7 protein-coding genes are annotated in these 18314 nt (G+C 35.9%); all 7 read left to right on the forward strand.

The annotated features are described in order from the left end of the window. Positions 1-397: 397 nt before the first annotated feature. Genes NST93_RS18000 through NST93_RS18030 form a run of 7 tightly spaced genes read left to right on the forward strand, consistent with a single transcriptional unit; the run spans position 398 to position 18255 of the window. Complete coding sequence (locus NST93_RS18000) at positions 398-8548, forward strand: amino acid adenylation domain-containing protein (protein ID WP_405099437.1); 8151 nt, start codon at positions 398-400, stop codon at positions 8546-8548. 12 nt (positions 8549-8560) lie between these two features. Continuing rightward, complete coding sequence (locus tag NST93_RS18005) at positions 8561-12514, forward strand: non-ribosomal peptide synthetase (protein ID WP_405099439.1); 3954 nt, start codon at positions 8561-8563, stop codon at positions 12512-12514. 4 nt (positions 12515-12518) lie between these two features. Then, positions 12519-14009, forward strand: coding sequence for an argininosuccinate lyase (locus tag NST93_RS18010; RefSeq protein ID WP_405099441.1), 1491 nt, complete (start codon positions 12519-12521; stop codon positions 14007-14009). 5 nt (positions 14010-14014) lie between these two features. Further along, complete coding sequence (locus NST93_RS18015; RefSeq protein WP_405099443.1) at positions 14015-14905, forward strand: kinase; 891 nt, start codon at positions 14015-14017, stop codon at positions 14903-14905. Positions 14906-14925: 20 nt separating this feature from the next. Then, positions 14926-15978, forward strand: a complete 1053-nt coding sequence (locus NST93_RS18020) for a cysteine synthase family protein (RefSeq protein WP_405099445.1) — start codon at positions 14926-14928, stop codon at positions 15976-15978. Then, on the forward strand, positions 15956-17194 hold the full coding sequence (locus NST93_RS18025) for an ATP-grasp domain-containing protein (protein ID WP_405099447.1): 1239 nt from the start codon (positions 15956-15958) through the stop codon (positions 17192-17194). The genes NST93_RS18020 and NST93_RS18025 overlap by 23 nt, the downstream gene beginning before the upstream one ends. Further along, on the forward strand, positions 17191-18255 hold the full coding sequence (locus tag NST93_RS18030) for a GntG family PLP-dependent aldolase (RefSeq protein ID WP_405099449.1): 1065 nt from the start codon (positions 17191-17193) through the stop codon (positions 18253-18255). The genes NST93_RS18025 and NST93_RS18030 overlap by 4 nt, the downstream gene beginning before the upstream one ends. Positions 18256-18314 lie beyond the last annotated feature (59 nt).

The following is an 18314-nucleotide window of genomic DNA, read 5'->3' on the forward strand; positions in this document are numbered from 1 at the left end:
ACAATTGAGTATTTACGGTTTTTATCCTCATGCAATTATTCACCATCACAATCCTTTAAATTATGTTCCATTAGAATGAATTTCAAAGTACTAAAGATCTTGACAAAATACAATAGTGAATAAAGAATATTGCGCTAAATACTGAAAGAGTCCCATAAAATGCGATGCAAGAAAGAAAAAATACTGCGGAAATTACCGATGCAGAAGCAAAATGCGGAATGTAGAATCGAAGTCAGATTTTGTTGTGATATGGAAGGTAAAAAGTGTATTTCTTTTTTTGGATTGATAATGATAGTTGCTCTCGCTGTAAGTAAGAAAAGTGTTCATTCATTCGTTAAGAAAATGTAATCATACAGCAGAATTAATAATAAAAAATGGGATATGGGGGAGTAATAAAGTGGAAACCAAATTAGTAAATGTTTTGAAAGGTAATACAGTTCAATTTCCGCATAGCAATCTCTGCATTCATGAGCTCTTTGAAAGAGAAGTAGAGAAAAATCCGAACAATACTTCAGTTATTTATGAAGATGTTAGTCTTACCTATAGCCAATTAAATGAAAAAGCAAATAGATTGGCAAACTATCTATTAGCACATGGTCTGCAAAAAGAAGAGCCTGTAGCGGTATTTCTTGAGAGATCGATAGAAATGGTCATCGCATTATTAGGGATTTTAAAAGCTGGTGGTGTCTATGTGCCAATAGAGCCTACTCATCCTAGCCAAAGAATACATTTAATTCTTCAATCCTTGGACTCTCCATTTGTTATTTGCACAACAGATAACCAGCCCCATTTTGAAATGGGTGATGCGGGAAGGCCGATACTAATTGATCAAAGTGAACGATGGCATGCTGCAAATGTAGAAAATCCTAATGTGGCAATAAATCAAAACGATAGTATGTACATTATTTTTACTTCAGGAACAACTGGTAAACCAAAGGGTGTAATAAATAGGCACAGAGGATTGAATAACCGGATTCAATGGATGCAAAAACAATTTAAATTAACGTCGGAGGATAGGTTGTTACAAAAAACACCTTATACCTTTGATGTCTCTGTCTGGGAATTCTTTTGGCCATTAATCTCAGGTGCAGCCATTGTTATGGCAAAGCCACAAGGACATAAAGATCCAGAATATATTCTGGAAACGATAAAAAAGTATCAAATAACGACAATCCACTTTGTGCCGTCTATGCTCCAGCTTTTTTTGGATTTCATCCCGAAGGACGAATCACTTCCTCTTAAAAGAGTGATTTGTGGAGGAGAACCATTAAAGAAAACAACAGAACTTCAATTTTTCTCGAAAACAAAAGAAGTAGGACTATATAATTTATACGGTCCCTCTGAGGCGTCAATCAGTGTAACCTTTTGGGAATGCACCGGTTCTAAAGAGGAAAGCAGGGTACCAATAGGCTACCCGATTAGTAATATTAATCTATATGTGATGGATGAACAGTTAAATACAGTAAAGCCGCTTGAAGCAGGAGAACTCTATATTGGCGGAATTGCTCCAGGTAAAGGATATTTTAACCAGCAAGCATTAACAGAGGAAGTATTTATTGTAAATCCTTTAGATGAAAACGAAATATTATATAAAACTGGTGACATTTGTCGATATCGTCCAGATGGGGCACTTGAATACATTGGAAGAAATGATTTCCAAGTAAAGTTAAGAGGAAACCGTATCGAGTTAACCGAGATAGAGTATACATTTGAAAAGCAACCTAACATTAAGGAATGTATTGTTTGTGGAGTGAATGAAGGTGAGAACCAGTACCTTGTGGCATATGTAACTATTGAAAATGAGGAATGGTGGGATGAAACAGAACTGAGAAATGCGCTGAAAGAGCATTTACCTGAATATATGCTTCCATCCTTCATTGTGAAAATAAAGGAGTTCCCTTTATCTAATAACGGGAAAATAGATCGAAAACAATTACCTAATCCGATGGAAAGTCAGAAAAAACGAGAGGAGTCAAGTGAGCCAGTTACTGAAACGGAAAATGCAGTCAGCGAAGTCTGGAGCGAGTTATTAGGCAGAGACAATATAGGATTGGATGAACCATTTCTATATGTTGGCGGCAACTCTATTTTAGCAGCAAGATTAGTTGCACGGCTGAAAAAGAAATTCAGCACCGAACTTACCTTAAATGATGTTTTCAAAAACCCAACAATAAAAACATTATCTAATTATATTGATTGTTCTTCTAGCCAGTATGAATATGAAAATTACATTGATAGAGATGTAGAAATAAAAAGTGAATTATCCTATACGCAAAATAGAATGTGGTTTATTAATGAGTTAGAAGGTTTAAGTTCACTATACAATATTCCGGGTTATGTGGATTTAAAAGGAAGTATAAATATAGATGCTTTTAAAGAGAGCTTAGATTTTATGATTGAACAAAATAGTATTTTGCAATGTAATTTTAAATCAGAATCTGGTAAACCATATATCTATCGAGATTCTGCTAAAAAATCTGAATTACGATATTTTAATATATCGGAACATAATTTGATACAAGCCAAAAAAATAGCAATGAAGGAAATTAGGAAAGATGCTGCCATTCCCTTTGATTTGGCGCATGATCATTTATTTAGGTTTCATATTTATAAGCTGTCAAAGCATCATTATCGTTTTTATTATAATTTCCATCATATTATTTTTGATGGGTGGTCCGAGTCCGTATTTATAAATAATTTATTACGTTGCTACCACCGAAAAACAGATGGCTCTAGAGAAAATATTAACTTGAATTTTGCGCAATATGAAGATTATATTAAGCATCAAAAAGAATTTATGGAATCCAAAAGTTATTCGAAGCAATTAGATTATTGGAAGGAAAAACTGGATGGAAATACAGCAAATATAAAATTATCTCAAGAACAAAAAGAAAGAAGTCCGAGCGGCTGCGAAGGAGAAGCTCTCCTGTTTGACTTTAATGATGCGGATATAAAGCAATTTGAACGTTACTGTAAAGGTAAAGGAGCAACCCTTTTTATGGGGATGCTTGCGTTGTACAAGTTATTTATTTATCGAATGTCCAATGAAACGGATTTATCGGTGGGGATACCAATTGCAGGAAGAAATGAGGAAGAATTTGAAAATGTAATTGGTATGTTTATTAACACGCTTACGATTCATAATAACCTGGAAAAGGGATTAACATTTAAGGACTTTCTTGCAGAAGTTAAACAAACTGTACTCGATGCATTATCAAATGGAGAAGTGCCTTTTGAAAAAGTAGTTGAGGCAGTTCAACCGAATCGTGTGGCAAACCATAATCCATTATTTCAATATATGTTCGTTTTTCAAAATTTCCCGAAATCAGAAAGGGAGATTGGCAACTTAACAATAGAAGGCCCAACTTCAATAAATAATGGTACTTCAAAATTTGATTTATCACTATTTATTGAGATGGATGATGAGAAATTAACTGGAAAGTGGGAATATCGAAAAGACGTCTTTAATCAATCAATCATTGACAGTTTTACTAAGGTATTCCAGCAATTATTAAAATCAGTTAATGCACAGCCTGAAGCACAGATTGAAAAGCTGCCAATTTTAACTGCGGTGGAAGAGAGTGATCTGATTTATAAATGGAATGAAACTGCGAGAGACTTTCCCAGCGTATGTTTACATGAATTATTTGAGGAACAAGTTAAAAAGACTCCTGATAATATTGCAGCAGAATATGAAGGTGAAATATTAACTTATAAACAGCTTGATGAAAAATCAAATCAATTGGCGCATTTTCTAATAGAAAAAGGTGTTGTTCCAGACACACCAGTTGGAATTATGATAGAGAGGTCATTAAATTTAGTCGTATCTATGCTCGGTATTCTTAAAGCAGGAGGGGCTTATCTGCCGATTGAAGTTGGCACACCAGTTAATCGTGCAGAAAATATCTTACTTAATGCTGAAGCCTTGCTATGTGTTACCGACCAGCAGTTATCTTTTCAGCATAAAAAGATTAACAAGATTCATTCCAGCGACTTGGAAGGATTGGATAACTATTCATCGACGAAACCAAATGTGCACTTGTCACCATTAAACTTGGTATCTGTTTACTATACATCTGGATCCACAGGTAATCCAAAAGGAGTAAGCAGTACCCACCAGGGTTGGGTGAATAGGATGTGCTGGATGCAGAATACACATCGATTAAAAGAAAAGGAAACTGTTTTACAAAAAACTACGTTAACGTTTGATGATGCAGCTGTTGAATTTTTCTGGCCATTAATGGTAGGTGGAAAGATTGCACTCATCCCGCCTGAAACACATAAAGACCCGAATGAAATAATAAATTACGCCATTCAGTATAAGGTATCCGTCTTACAATTTGTTCCAAGTATGCTGAAGCTGGTGACGAGTTATATTACCGCAGAACAGAAGAGAAATATGACTAATTTAAGGGTTGTCGTATCAAGTGGTGAGGCTCTGACAGCAGATTTAGTAAATGATTTTTATACAACTATGCCAGGTACACTCTATAATTCATGGGGAGCTACGGAAGTATCAATTGATTCCACATGCTATAAGTGCAGTCCTGACAAATTGACTGCAACAGGTTCCCAAATTATATCTGTTGGTAAACCTATTGATAATAACAGAATCTATGTATTAGATGAATATGAAAAAGCAGTCCCAATTGGTGTGCCGGGAGATTTATATATTGCTGGAATTGGACTTGCCAGGGGTTATTTAAATGATTCTGAGAAAACACGTGCTTCCTTCATTGCAGATCCTTTTTTCAAAAATGAACGTATGTACAAGACCGGAGACAGAGGATACCTGTCAAGTGATGGAAATATCATGTTTATTGGAAGAGAAGATAATCAAATAAAAATACGTGGCATGCGCGTGGAACTTGGAGAAATTGAAAATCGCATAAGAGAAATCAATGGAATAAAAGAAGCTGTAGTCTTGCTGACAAAGTATGAATCTGACTCTCAACTGGTAGCTTACTATACAAAGGATAATGAAGTAAACAAGGATACCATTAAAAATAAGCTTGGTAAAGAACTTCCTGGATATATGGTTCCTAGCTTCTATATGGAACTTGAAACAATTCCTTTAAATTCAAATGGAAAGCTGGACCGTAAAAGCTTACCAAAACCAACGGAAGAAGATCTGATCCTTAGTTCAAACTTTTCAAAACCGACTAATAGCATTGAGGAAAGGGTACTGTCGATTTGGAAAAAACAGTTAAAGCTTAATCAAATAGGAATACATGACAACTTCTTTGAGTTAGGCGGGCATTCCTTATTAGCAGTACAAATAATATCTGCTATCAACAAAGAGTTTGTAACATCTATATCCGTAAAAGCATTATTTGATAATCCAACAATAGCTTTAATGAGTGAACTGTTACATCAGCAGGAGGAACAAATTTTATCAATTACGCCTTTTGAGAAAATAGATAAGTCTAAAAGTATTCCTTTATCAGATGCACAAAGGAGAATCTGGTTTTTAGATAATCTGAATAAAGGAACGGAATATAACATGTCACTCGTACTCGAAATAAAAGGTTCCATTGATAGTGAAAAAATGGAGAATACAATCATTCGATTAATGATGAGACATGAAGCCTTACGTACGACTTTTTCTAATCATCTTGGAACTCCAAGTCAAATTGTGCATGGTCAATTAGCATTTGAATTAGAAGTAGACCATGCAATCAATGATGATATACAAAGTATTATCCAACGAGAGGCGAGAAATGAATTTGATCTTTCGAAGGGACCATTATTTAAAGCGAAGTTAATAAAAAGAACTTCAAATGACGTGTTAGTAATGATTTTCCATCACATTATTTGTGATGGCTGGTCTTTAAATATTCTTAAAGAAGAATTAGTGAATTTGTATAATGATGAGAAGCTTTCTGAAGACCCTGTCCAGTATCCGGATTATGCGGTTTATCAACAAAAATTCGCCAATACAACAGAATTTAAACGGCAGCTTTCATACTGGATGAGACAAATGGGAGGCGAACTTCCTTTATTGCAGCTGCCACAGGATAATTGGCAGGAGAACCAAAAGAAAAAGAACATTACGATTAAGTATTCCTTATCTAAACATAAGTCTGAACAAGTGAGGTTGTTTAGTAAAGAAAGAAAATATACTCCATTTATGACGTTTTTGGGTGCTTATTCTATTCTATTGTCAAGGTTGTCTCAACAAAGTGATGTAGTTATAGGAACCCCACTTGTAAATCGAAAAATATCTGAATTGGAATCTGCAGTAGGTATGTTCTTAAACACATTGCCTTTACGAATCAATGCAGATAAGAAGAATACGTTTGGTGATTATTTAGAAAGCGTCAAAGAAGTTGTGCTTGATGCATTCGATAATCAAGACATTCCTTTTGAAAAAATCGTCGAGAAGATTCAACCGGAGCGAAATCTAAATAGGAACCCTCTATTTGATGTGTTGATTAACTATCAAAGTTACGGAGATGAGAAAGAATATAGACTTGGAGAATATGGACTAAAGGAACTGGAAGTAGAGGAAATAGAATCGAAGTTTTTAATTACGCTATATATTAAAGACACGCATGCTGGATTTCAAATGAATCTATCTTACCGGAACAACTTATTTTCTGAGGAAAGAATGAAGGAATTTTTGAATCAGTATCTCCATTTGTTAGATCAGATTATAAAAAATCAAGATCTGCAATTAGGAGAGATGGACTTAGTAACAAAAGAGATTCATAAATCTCTTCCTGATCCACAGGCTCCATTAGAAGAGATTGCTTACCCGAGAGTTACTGAAACAATCGAAAATATTGTAAAAGACTATCCAGAACAACTTGTAGTCGAGGAAGGGGAACGAGCATTTACTTACCAGGAATTGGGGCAGGATTATCACAGGATTGCTAAGAATCTGGTGAGTATCGGAATTCAGCCAGGTGATGTAGTTGCAGTTTATGGAAATAGAAGTTATAAGACAATTGCTGCTATATTAGGCGTATTATTTGCAGATGCCGTTTTTCTGACTATTGATGAAGGTGTACCTGCAAACGGGATGAAAAAAATGCTGAAACAGTCTAATACAAAACTTATTTTAGCTACACAAACGCTTATCTCGGATCATCTTTCGATTGTAGAACAGTTAGAAGTTCCTGTATGCAGCCATCACGAGTATCTACAACAGAATAAAACAAAAGAAATTGCTGATCATACTGCAAATAAATTAAGCGATAAAAGAGCTGCATATATCTTTTTTACCTCTGGAACGACAGGAGAGTCAAAGGCGGTATTAGGTTCTCATAATGGCCTATCCCACTTTCTTGAATGGCAGCGAACAGAGTTTGGTATTAGTAGCAAAGATAGATTTGCACAACTAACCAATGTCACATTCGATGTCTACCTTAGGGATATATTTTTACCATTAACAAGTGGAGCAACCATTTGTATACCGAAGAAGGGAGAAGAAGTCATTACGTTTCTTCAAGAGAAAAAAATTACAGCGCTTCATACTGTAGCATCACTGGCAAGAACGTGGATGGCTGAAGGAGAAAAAGATTACTATTTAAAAGAATTACGTTATATGTTTTTTGCTGGAGAACCATTGCCGAACAAAGTTGTAGAAATTTGGCAAGATATTAGTCCGGCGGAAGTTATTAGTTTATATGGACAGACCGAGACAACATTAGCTAAAGCATATCAACGGGTAAATAAGTCTAATCAATATGAGACGATTCCACTTGGTAAACCATTACCAGATACACAGATTTATATCTTAAACAACCAGAATAGAATTTGTGGAGTAGGGGAAACAGGGGAGATTATTGTACGAACTCCATACCATTCCATAGGTTATCTGCAGCAAGGTTCTCTTTTTACTAAGAATATAATTTCTGACGACTTGGGTTATCGTACAGGAGATCTTGGCAGATATTTACCGGATGGAAATATTCAAATTTTAGGAAGAAACGATGATCAACTAAAATTAAGGGGAGTTCGTATTAATAAAAATGAAATCATTTCAGCCGTAAATCGAATTAAAAATGTAAAAGAGAGCTATATCATAAGCAAAGCAATCAATGAGGATACCCAATTGTCTGCTTACGTGGTATTCGAAGACGAACCGATGAGTGAAAAGGAAATTCGTATGGAGCTATTAAAGGAATTACCAATGGCGATAATCCCAGCTAGCTTTATTACAGTTTCACATATTCCTGTCACTAAAAATGGAAAAGTAGACAAAAAGAAATTATCTTCATTAAAACCTAAGGCAAGTAATCTGGCATATCCAGTCGTATCGCCGATTGAAATCCAATTAAGGGAGATATGGAAGAAGGTTTTATCCATTGATGAAATTAAAAGTACGGATAATTTCTTTGAATTAGGCGGACATTCTCTTCTGATCGTAAAGATGCTTGCCATGATTAAGGAGAAAACGGGGAGAGAGATTAGTCTAATGGCTGTATTTTTAAACCCGACGATTTCCAGTTTGGCAGCATCTATTGAAAAAGAAAGTAAGACAAAACAACGTCCAGCAATCCGTAAAGTAAAGAGAATTATCCAAAGTACAAAGAGAACGTGAGGTGTTGATTGTATGAGTATTTCTTCTATTGAAGATGAAGTATATATATTGCCAATGTCCTATGCCCAGGAACGTATTTGGTTTTTTGAACAAATGGTTCCTCGAAGTCCTACCTATAATATTCCTTTTATCCTAAAAATAAAAGGTTCTGTTCATCCTGAAACATTAAGAAAAACCTTGATGCATATTGTAGAGCGCCATGAGGTTCTTCGTACAACGATATGTGAAGTGAAGGGGAAACCGAAACAGCGAGTTTCCCTTCACAACACTAACTTTTCATTTATTTTAAAAGAAAAAAAAGAAATAGAGAAAGATGCAGGATTCGAAAAGTATTTAAAAGAATTTGCCCTTGAACCCTTTGATTTAGAGAAAGGACCTTTAATTCGATTTGAACTGATTAACATGGAGGAAAACTGCTGCTATCTATTAATGAACGTTCATCACATTATATTTGATGCTTGGTCTGTTGACCTCTTAAAACAAGAAATAATATCTATTTACACGATGTTGGAAAATGGAAATGAAATTGAATTGGAGCCCTTGGAGCTGCAGTATGCAGATTATGCAAATTGGGAAAGGGAATTGCTGGAGGGAAAGAATCAGAGAAGAAAGATGCAATTCTGGAAGCGTTATTTACAAAACGCTCCACCTGCTCTAGATCTGCCAACCGACTACCGCAGGCCAACACAACAAACCTATAAGGGAGATAATATTAAATTTAAAATACCTGATGATTTGGTTATAAAAAGCCGTACTTATACACGTTCTAGTGCATCGACTTTATATTCATTTTTCTTAGCAGTATTTAATGTGCTTCTTTATAAATACTCTGGACAAAAAGATATTATAGTAGGCTCACCAGTCTCTAATCGCAGTGAAGAATTCACTCAAAAGTTAATCGGATTTTTTGTTAATACGTTACCCATTCGATCGAAGATTATGCCTTATAGCACATTCGATAACTTTCTAAAAAGGTTAATTAAAAACTTTTTTCAAGTACATGAAAACTCGGAAATTCCTTTTGAAAAAATTGTAAAAGATTTAAAGCCCGAAAGAAATGCTAATACCCATCCATTCTTTCAAGTCATGTTTACATTAAATGACCAACTGCAGACTTCTAACTCACTGGGAATTGAAATCGAGACAGAGAGAATAAATACGCAAAGCTCTAAGTTTGATTTCGTTCTCTATCTGAATTGCAGTGAAGAAGAAGGATATGGAGAAATAGAGTATAACCCAGATCTTTTTCAATCAGAAACGATTCACAGAATGATAAGGCATTATCTTGTTTTATTAGAGGAGATATTAAAAGATTCGAACAAACCGATTAAGCAGTTAAACATGCTATCAAAGATAGAGAAAGAGGAATTACTATCTTTTAAAAAAGCAACATACCCAACAAGTCTTAAGTTTGTCCATGAATTATTTGAACAACAAGTTAAAATGAGCAGGCATCATTGTGCACTTATCGATAAGGATAGTGAATGGACTTACAACCAATTGAACAGCAGGGCAAACCAAATTGCGAATCAATTACTTAGCGAAGGGATATCTAGTAATTCAATTATTGGAGTTCAGATTAAACGGTCCAATGCACAAATTGCAGCACTTCTTGGTATTTTAAAAGCTGGCTGCAGTTATATACCAATTGATCCCGGAAATCCAGACGAAAGAACAGAGTTTATTCTTAGAGATGCAGGTGCAGCTTTACTAATAACTGATAAGGATAGCAGAAAAGAAATAAACAAATTTCCGGTTATAAACGTGAAAGATTCTCTTTCATATAGTGTTGTTAAACCCAATATATCTATTGATATTCATTCCAACGAGCTTGGAGCCTATGTAATTTATACATCTGGTACTACAGGGAAACCAAAGGGGCTTAAAACCAGTCATGCTTCGCTAATCAATCATCTTGAGAATATGATGCAAGAGTTTCCTTATATGGAGAATGAGAGAGTCCTTCAAAATATCAATTATACGTTTGATCCATCTACTACAGAAATATTTGGTTCACTGTTATCAGGAACTACACTTGTATTAACTGAACTAGATAAACAATTTGATGTTGAGTATTTGGCACATATAATCAGTGAACAAAAAATCACTAGGGCACAAATATTACACGGTTTATTAGAGAAGCTGCTGGAAATCCCTGGCTTTACTGAAACAAAAATGCTTCAGTATGTATTTACTGGAGGAGAAAAGCTTAACAGAGAGCTGGTTCGAAAGTTTTATCAAGCCATGCCTTCCAGAATTCCGTTAATTAATTTATACGGTCCATCAGAATCAAGTGTTGCAAGTACCTATTATCGTTGTAAATTGGATGATCATCATCCAATTACACCAATTGGCAAGCCCTTTCGAAATTATCAATTAGTAGTACTGGATGAAAGTCAGGAACTCGTGCCTAATGGTGTCGCTGGAGAACTTTATATAGGAGGGGCAGGTTTATCAACGGGATATATAAATAATCCAACACTAAATGAATATTCTTTTTTGGATTTGGACTTAGCGAATACCGGTAAAACTGAACGTTATTATAGAACTGGTGATTTAGTGAAACGGTTAGATAATGGAGAATTTATTTTTATATCCCGGAAAGATTCTCAGGTAAAGATTAGAGGATTTCGCATCGAGCCAGATGAAGTGAAGCAATTAATCCTGAGTTATCCAGAGATACGAGCTGCTGCAGTTCAAGTAAAGGCAATAAATAACGATAAAAAGCTATTTGCTTTTCTAGTTAAACATAAGCGTTCGACAGTTACAGCAAATGAGATTAAAAGTCGCTTAAGTAATCAGCTTCCATATTATATGGTACCCAATGCCATTGTATGGATGGAAGAACTTCCTCTTACTAAACATGGGAAGGTGGATATGCATCAGCTTCCTTTTGAACATAATGATTTGCTCTCCAGGGACAAACAAATACCGAATACTTTACTGGAAATAGAATTAATGAACCTATGGAGAGAGGTGCTCGATTTAGAGGATATTGGAGTAGAAGATGACTTCTTTGACCTTGGTGGTCATAGTATTAAGGTCATCGAATTAATAGGTTATATCAGAAAAAAACATCAGTATGAAGTCCCGATTACAGCAATTTTTCAGTATAGAACGATTCGTACATTAGCAAATTACTTGAGTGGTAATAAAGTGATAGATACGAGCAGAATTATTGTGCCATTGAAACATTCTAATTCATCTGAACAACCGTTATTCTTTATTCATCCCGGTGGCGGAGGTGTTCTTTGCTACTTGCCTTTAACGAAACATCTAAATATGGACATACCAATATATGGGATTCAATCTGCTGGGTATGATCAAAATGAAGAGCCGTATACTAGTATACCTTTGATGGCAAAACGCTATGTAGAAGAGATTAAAAAGATTCAAAGTAAAGGTCCTTATCGTATAGCTGGGTGGTCCATGGGCGGAACTATTGCCTTTGAAATGGCAAAAATACTGCGAAAAGCAGGAGAAGATGTTTCCTTCATTGGATTATTAGATGCTCATCCATTTGATGGTTCTTATCAACTAAAAAATCCTGAAAAACCAATCCTGGTCTGGGCGAAAAGTTTAGGTATTGAGAGTGAAGTATTTGAGAATAAATCAGAGATAGAGGAGTTTCGCATTGTGTTGGATGCAGCAAAAAAGAAGGGTATCTTACCAGTGAATGCAGGGATTGAGGAAGTGAAGCGAATCATCCATGTCATGGCTTGCAATAATATTGCGAGTGATCATTATACTTGTACGGTGCCGATTGATAAGGAGTTAATTGTTTTTCACTGCTTGGAAAAGAGTTTTGAACATTTCCATGAGCTGGTAAACCCGTTGGATTGGCAGGAACGTACGACAGAGCAAGTTAAAGCTGTCAGCATTACTGGGCATCATAACAATATAATGGATGATCCGCATGTAAAGGATTTGGGCCGAAAAATAGCAATGTTTTTAAAAGGGAGCTGAGAACATGGTGGAACAATTAACAGGCAGGTTAAAGAAACCGCCACATGAATCATATACGAATACCGTATTGTATCCTCAATTTAAATTTGAATTGGATAATTACTTGAGTCATTATTTAGCGATTGAAAAAGTTTTATTGCTAATGTATGAACAGATGAACATTTTATCTGCATCTGAAGCAGAGGCTATTGCAAAAGCAATCAACAATTTAGATAAAGAGGAGTTGCATATAGCTTCAAAAGAAAACCTTACTGATATTGCATTTACTATTGAGAAGGCAGTGAAAGAAAAGGTAAAAGAACCTGTCCCATTCTGGCATTTAGACAGAAGCAGAAATGATTTTCAGGCTTGTGCACAACTCATGTACGGAAGGGAAAATTGGATGGAATTGATTCAAAAAATGCTGGACTTATCAAAAGTCATCATAAGAAAAATTGATGAATATCCATCAACACTCATGCTGGGGTACACACACTATCAGTCGGCTCAGGTAATAAATGTATCTTTTTATTTGACTGCGATTCATGCTCATATTTTAGAAACGATTAGAAAAATGCTGTTAACATTGGATTTTATAAATGGACGCTGCCCTCTCGGATCAGGTTCGATGTCTGGACAGGAGTTAAAGGTTGATAATAACCTGATGGCGAAAAAACTCGGATTTCAGGGTTATGTCGGACATGCTTTAGTAGGAGTAGCCTCCCGTGATTGGCTTTTAAGTATTGGAGAGACAGTATCCTATTTCGCTTCCAATATGAGCAGATTCTTATCCGATTTATTAAATTGGGGAAGCAGTGAATATCGATATATTGACTTTCCGGATGAATTATCGGGAATTTCGTCTTCTATGCCTCAAAAGCGAAATTATCCTATTTTGGAAAGAGCTAGAGGAAAAACGGGCTACTTAATTAACTATTATATTGGTTTTTTAATGGGACAAAGAAACACACCTTTTTCAAATCTTGTTGAAGTGTCAAAGGAATCCAGCAAAGACCTGCCATTGCTTTTTCATGAAACGAACCGGTTGATAGATTTATTAATGCTTATATTTGATAATATTTCTTTTGTTCCTGAGAGGATGAAAGAACGATGCGATGCTGAATTTATTGGAGGATTTTCTTTAGCTAATCAATTGACGATAAGAAATGGAATTCCTTATCGCCAGTCTCAAGTAATTGCAGGAGAATTTATTACTGCGTCAATCAAATTAGACGTACAGCCAGTTGATCTCTCAATTGAATTACTGAATACTATCTGTTTGGAATATGGTTATAAAAATCATTTAATCGAGAAAGAATTGAAGGATTTATTTAACAGTGAGAATGAGTCGAGAAGAAAGAAATCAGTCGGTTCCTCCAATCCTGATTCTGTTAAAGAAATAACTTCAAAACAGATCGACTTTGCAGCTAAACTTGAAGCAGATTTCAGTGATATGGCAGGCAGTGTTCACTCCGCATTAACTAAATTGAATAGTTGGCCAGATAAAAGGGAGTGATGTCTATGATTGAAACTTATGTAAAAGAACAAGCTGCAAATATTCGAAAAGGAATTGGAAAATCTCATGGAACCTTTGGCGAACTCTTGCAAGGTGTGCTGCCTAATAATAAAGACTTTCTAGTTACATTTCCTATCAAGCAATTTTCCGAATGTGAGTTTATCTCTATACCAGAAAATGATGAATTAATAGTATATCCATCTAACAAATACAAGTCCTATCAGCTGGCGGTAAAAATTCTGAATTTTTTTGAAAAACCAATTGGCGGATTTCTTAATTTAACAAGCGGTATTCAGCAAGGAAAAGGATTAGCTAGTTCTAGTGCTGACATGATCGCAACATCCAAGGCTATTGAAGATTGTTTTGGGATTAATATATCAGTCACTTTGCTGGAAGGTTTCTTGAGAGAAATCGAACCATCAGACGGCATCATGTATCCAGGTGTAGTTGTTTATTATCAGAGGGAGGTAAAGCTCAGAGAGTGTGTTGGTAATTGTCCTTCTCTAACAGTTCTTGCATTAGATGAAACAGGTGAAGTTGATACAATTAATTTTAATCAAATAGAAAAACCGTTTACTGATACAGATAAACTAAAATATCAGGAGTTATTAGATAAAGCCATTTTAGCTATTAAAGAAGATAATTTGGAATTGCTCGGAGAAGTGACAACTAGAAGTACGATGTTAAATCAAAAATTATTGCCTAAAAAGACGCTTCACCCCATGTTGGAAATTTGCAAACAGATAAGTGGCTTGGGGATTGTCACTGCTCATAGTGGCACGTATATTGGAATTCTTATTTCCAATCATGACCCAGCTTATAAGCAAAAAGTTGAAACAGGGTTAAAACAAATGAAGCAGCTTGGGTACCCTGTTCAGCTATTTCATTCAGTCTAAAGAAAGGGGTTAAAAAGAATATGCCTTTATCGTTGATTGATACCATTGGAAAAACATCACTAATAAAACTGAAGCTGCAAGAGGAGAGCAGAGCTTCAGTTTTTGCCAAATTGGAAATGCATAATCCCTTTGGAATGAAAGATAGAGTAGCAAAAAATATGATAATGGAAGCTAAAAAGAGAGGTGAGCTGAAGGATGGTGCACCGATTGTAGAGAGTTCTTCTGGAACCTTGGCAATGGGAATTACACTTGTGGGTACTTATCTGGGACATGAGGTGAATATTGTAACGGACCCACGGATTGATCGATTGACATATACAAAGTTGAAGGCCTTAGGAGCTAAGGTTCATATCGTTAGCGAGATGGGACAAAACGGAGGGTGGCAGCAAGCCAGGTTAGATTATGTATATAAAATGATAGAAAAAAATCCAAATATTTACTGGCCGCGCCAGTATGAAAATAGGCAAAATCCACTTGCTTACGAAAGCCTTGCTGCGGATTTAATACATGAATTAGGAAAGGTTGATATCCTAGTGGGCTCTGTAGGGAGCGGCGGCTCGTTGTGCGGTGCAGCTGCTGCACTTAAGACGTATGATCCTCATCTTAAGGTAGTAGCTGTGGATGCAGTAGGAAGCACCATTTTTCATCAAACAGATCAGCCTGCAAGATTGCAGGGAGGGTTAGGCAATAGTCTCCATCCCCCGAATGTGGATTATTCCTTAATTGATGAGGTTCATTGGTTAAATGATCAGGAAGCTTTTTCTTGGACATGGAAATTAGCTCGTCATGAAAAAGTGTTTGCAGGCAATAGTTCTGGAAGTGTATATGCAGTGGCGAATTGGATCAGTACAGTTGAAAATTCGAATACAGTGATAGCATGTATATTCCCTGATCGTGGAGATCGATATGCTAATACCATATACAGTGAGGATTTTTTGAACAAATATAACATTGATACTGCATGTTTAAATTATAATCCATCGCATATCAAGGAAATAGAAGATGTGGATATGTGGTCTTACATCGATTTTATGAAGGGAAAGTGTTTAGATGGAAAAATTGCTGTTTATTGAAGCAAATACAACAGGTACTGGTATGATTGCGATTCAGAGAGCTAAGGAACTAAACCTTCAGCCTGTGTTCTTAACGAACAACCCAGGTCGATATGCTGATTTATTCAACCAGGGTTGTGAAATAATAATATGTGATACGAACAATATATCTGAACTGATAGAAACGATTGATTATCATTTTAAAGCAGAAGAAATAAGAGGAATTACTACTACTAGTGAATTTTATATTTATAACGTATCTGTTTTAACGGAAAAATACAATTTGAATGGAAATCATCCGAATGTCATAAAAAATGTACGTCATAAAGGAACTGTGCGGGAATTGTTAAAATGGAGTAAAGCCCTCTACCAACCTAAGTATTTGATTATTGAATCAATAGAGGATTTAACGGAAGTGAAGGAAAACATTCTGTTTCCCTGCATTGTCAAGCCGGTAGATGATAGTGGGTCAAATGGGGTTTTACAGTGTGATAACTTTGAAACAATGAAAATACAAGTAAAAGAGTTACTAAGCATGGAAACAAATGTTAGGAATCAAGAAAAAATAAGGGCAGTGTTAATAGAGGAGCTTGTTGAAGGGCAGGAGTATAGTGTAGAGACCTTCTCTTATAAGGGCTCACATCAAATTGTTGGAGTAACCGAAAAGTCAGTTGAAAGTGCTCCCTTTTTTGTAGAAAATGGTCATATTTTTCCTGCTTCGGATATAGACTGCTATTCAAAAACGATTCAAACCGGTGTAATGGAAATCTTGGATATCCTGGGGTGGGAAACAGGACCAGCACATATTGAGTTTAAAATGAAAGATAATAAAATATTTTTAGTAGAATTTAACGGAAGGCTAGCAGGAGGTATGATTCCGGTTTTAATCAGTTATGCAACTGGCTTGGATTTAGTAAAGGAACAAATCAAAGCAGCCGCAGGTATTGGACCGAGCCTCGAGCCAAGTTTGAAACAGTTTGCTGGAATTCGATTTTTAATGTCAAATCAATCCGGAGAAGTTGCTAAAATAACTGGGTTGGATGGTATGAGAATACCTGGAATAATAGAAGTGAAATGCAGGATAGATATTGGTGAGAACGTAGAGAAGATCAAGAATGCATATGGAAGATTTGGCCATATAATTGCAGTCAGTACAGATCATGAGGAGTTATCTAAGAAACTAACTAGTGCAATAAACCAAATAAAAGTCGAAGTAAAGGAGCGTATACATTTATGAATTATTTAAGTGATACGATTACATTACCTACCTTGGAAATGATGGATTCCATACGAACTGCAGAATTAGGTGATGACGTTTATGGTAAGGATATAACTGTTAATCGTTTGGAGAATTTTGCTGCAGAACTTGTTGGTATGGAAGCTGCTTGTTTTATGCCAAGTGGAACAATGGCAAATTTGGCAGCTATACTGGTGCATTGTCCAAGAGGATCAAAAGCTATTGTAGGTGACGAATCAGATATATATATTTATGAAGCAGGCGGCGCCTCTGTCTGTGGTGGAATAATGTATGAGCCGGTTAAAACACAGCAAAATGGGCAATTAGCTGTTAATGATTTAGAAAAAGCATTTCCAGTAGATCAAGATGATCCTCAATTTGCTTTACCTAAGTTAATCTGTTTAGAAAATACGCATAATCGCTGCGGTGGAAAAGTGTTACCGCTCGAATATATGAAAGACATAAGAGAGTTCAGTTTAGCGAAAAATGTTCCAATTCATTTGGATGGTGCACGTTTATTCAATGGAGCAACCGCATTAGGAGTGGAAGCAAAAGAAATTACAAAACATGTGGATTCTGTACAGTTTTGTCTATCTAAGGGGCTTTCCGCTCCTATTGGTTCGATGGTTGCTGGTAACAGTGAGTTTATAAAAAAGGCCAGAAGAATTCGTAAGATGTTAGGCGGTGGAATGCGCCAAGTAGGAATTATGGCCGCACCTGCCCTGGTTGCATTGGAACAAATGATTGGCAGATTGAGTGATGACCACCGTAAGGCAAAACAGTTGGCATACGAGTTATCGAAAATCCCTGGCATTCATCTAAACCCAGATGACGTAGAAACAAATATAGTAATTTTTCATGTGGACAAAGCAAGATACTCATGGAAAGAATTCCTTGCATTAGCAGGGGAAGAAGGTGTCATATTGTCTGAAATGGGTTATGGGCGTATTCGAGCAGTGATTCATAGGCATATCACAGACGATGATATCATTCAAACGGTAAAAGCTATTAATAGAATAATGCTTCATGCCGATGAAGGGAACCTTTCATCAATTCATTAAGAAATTATCTTCTACTTCTAGTAATTAAAGCTCAATTGTTATTACATTTACTTTTCAAG

Source organism: Oceanobacillus sp. FSL H7-0719 (assembly GCF_045040795.1).
Taxonomy (GTDB): Bacteria; Bacillota; Bacilli; order Bacillales; family Amphibacillaceae; genus Oceanobacillus.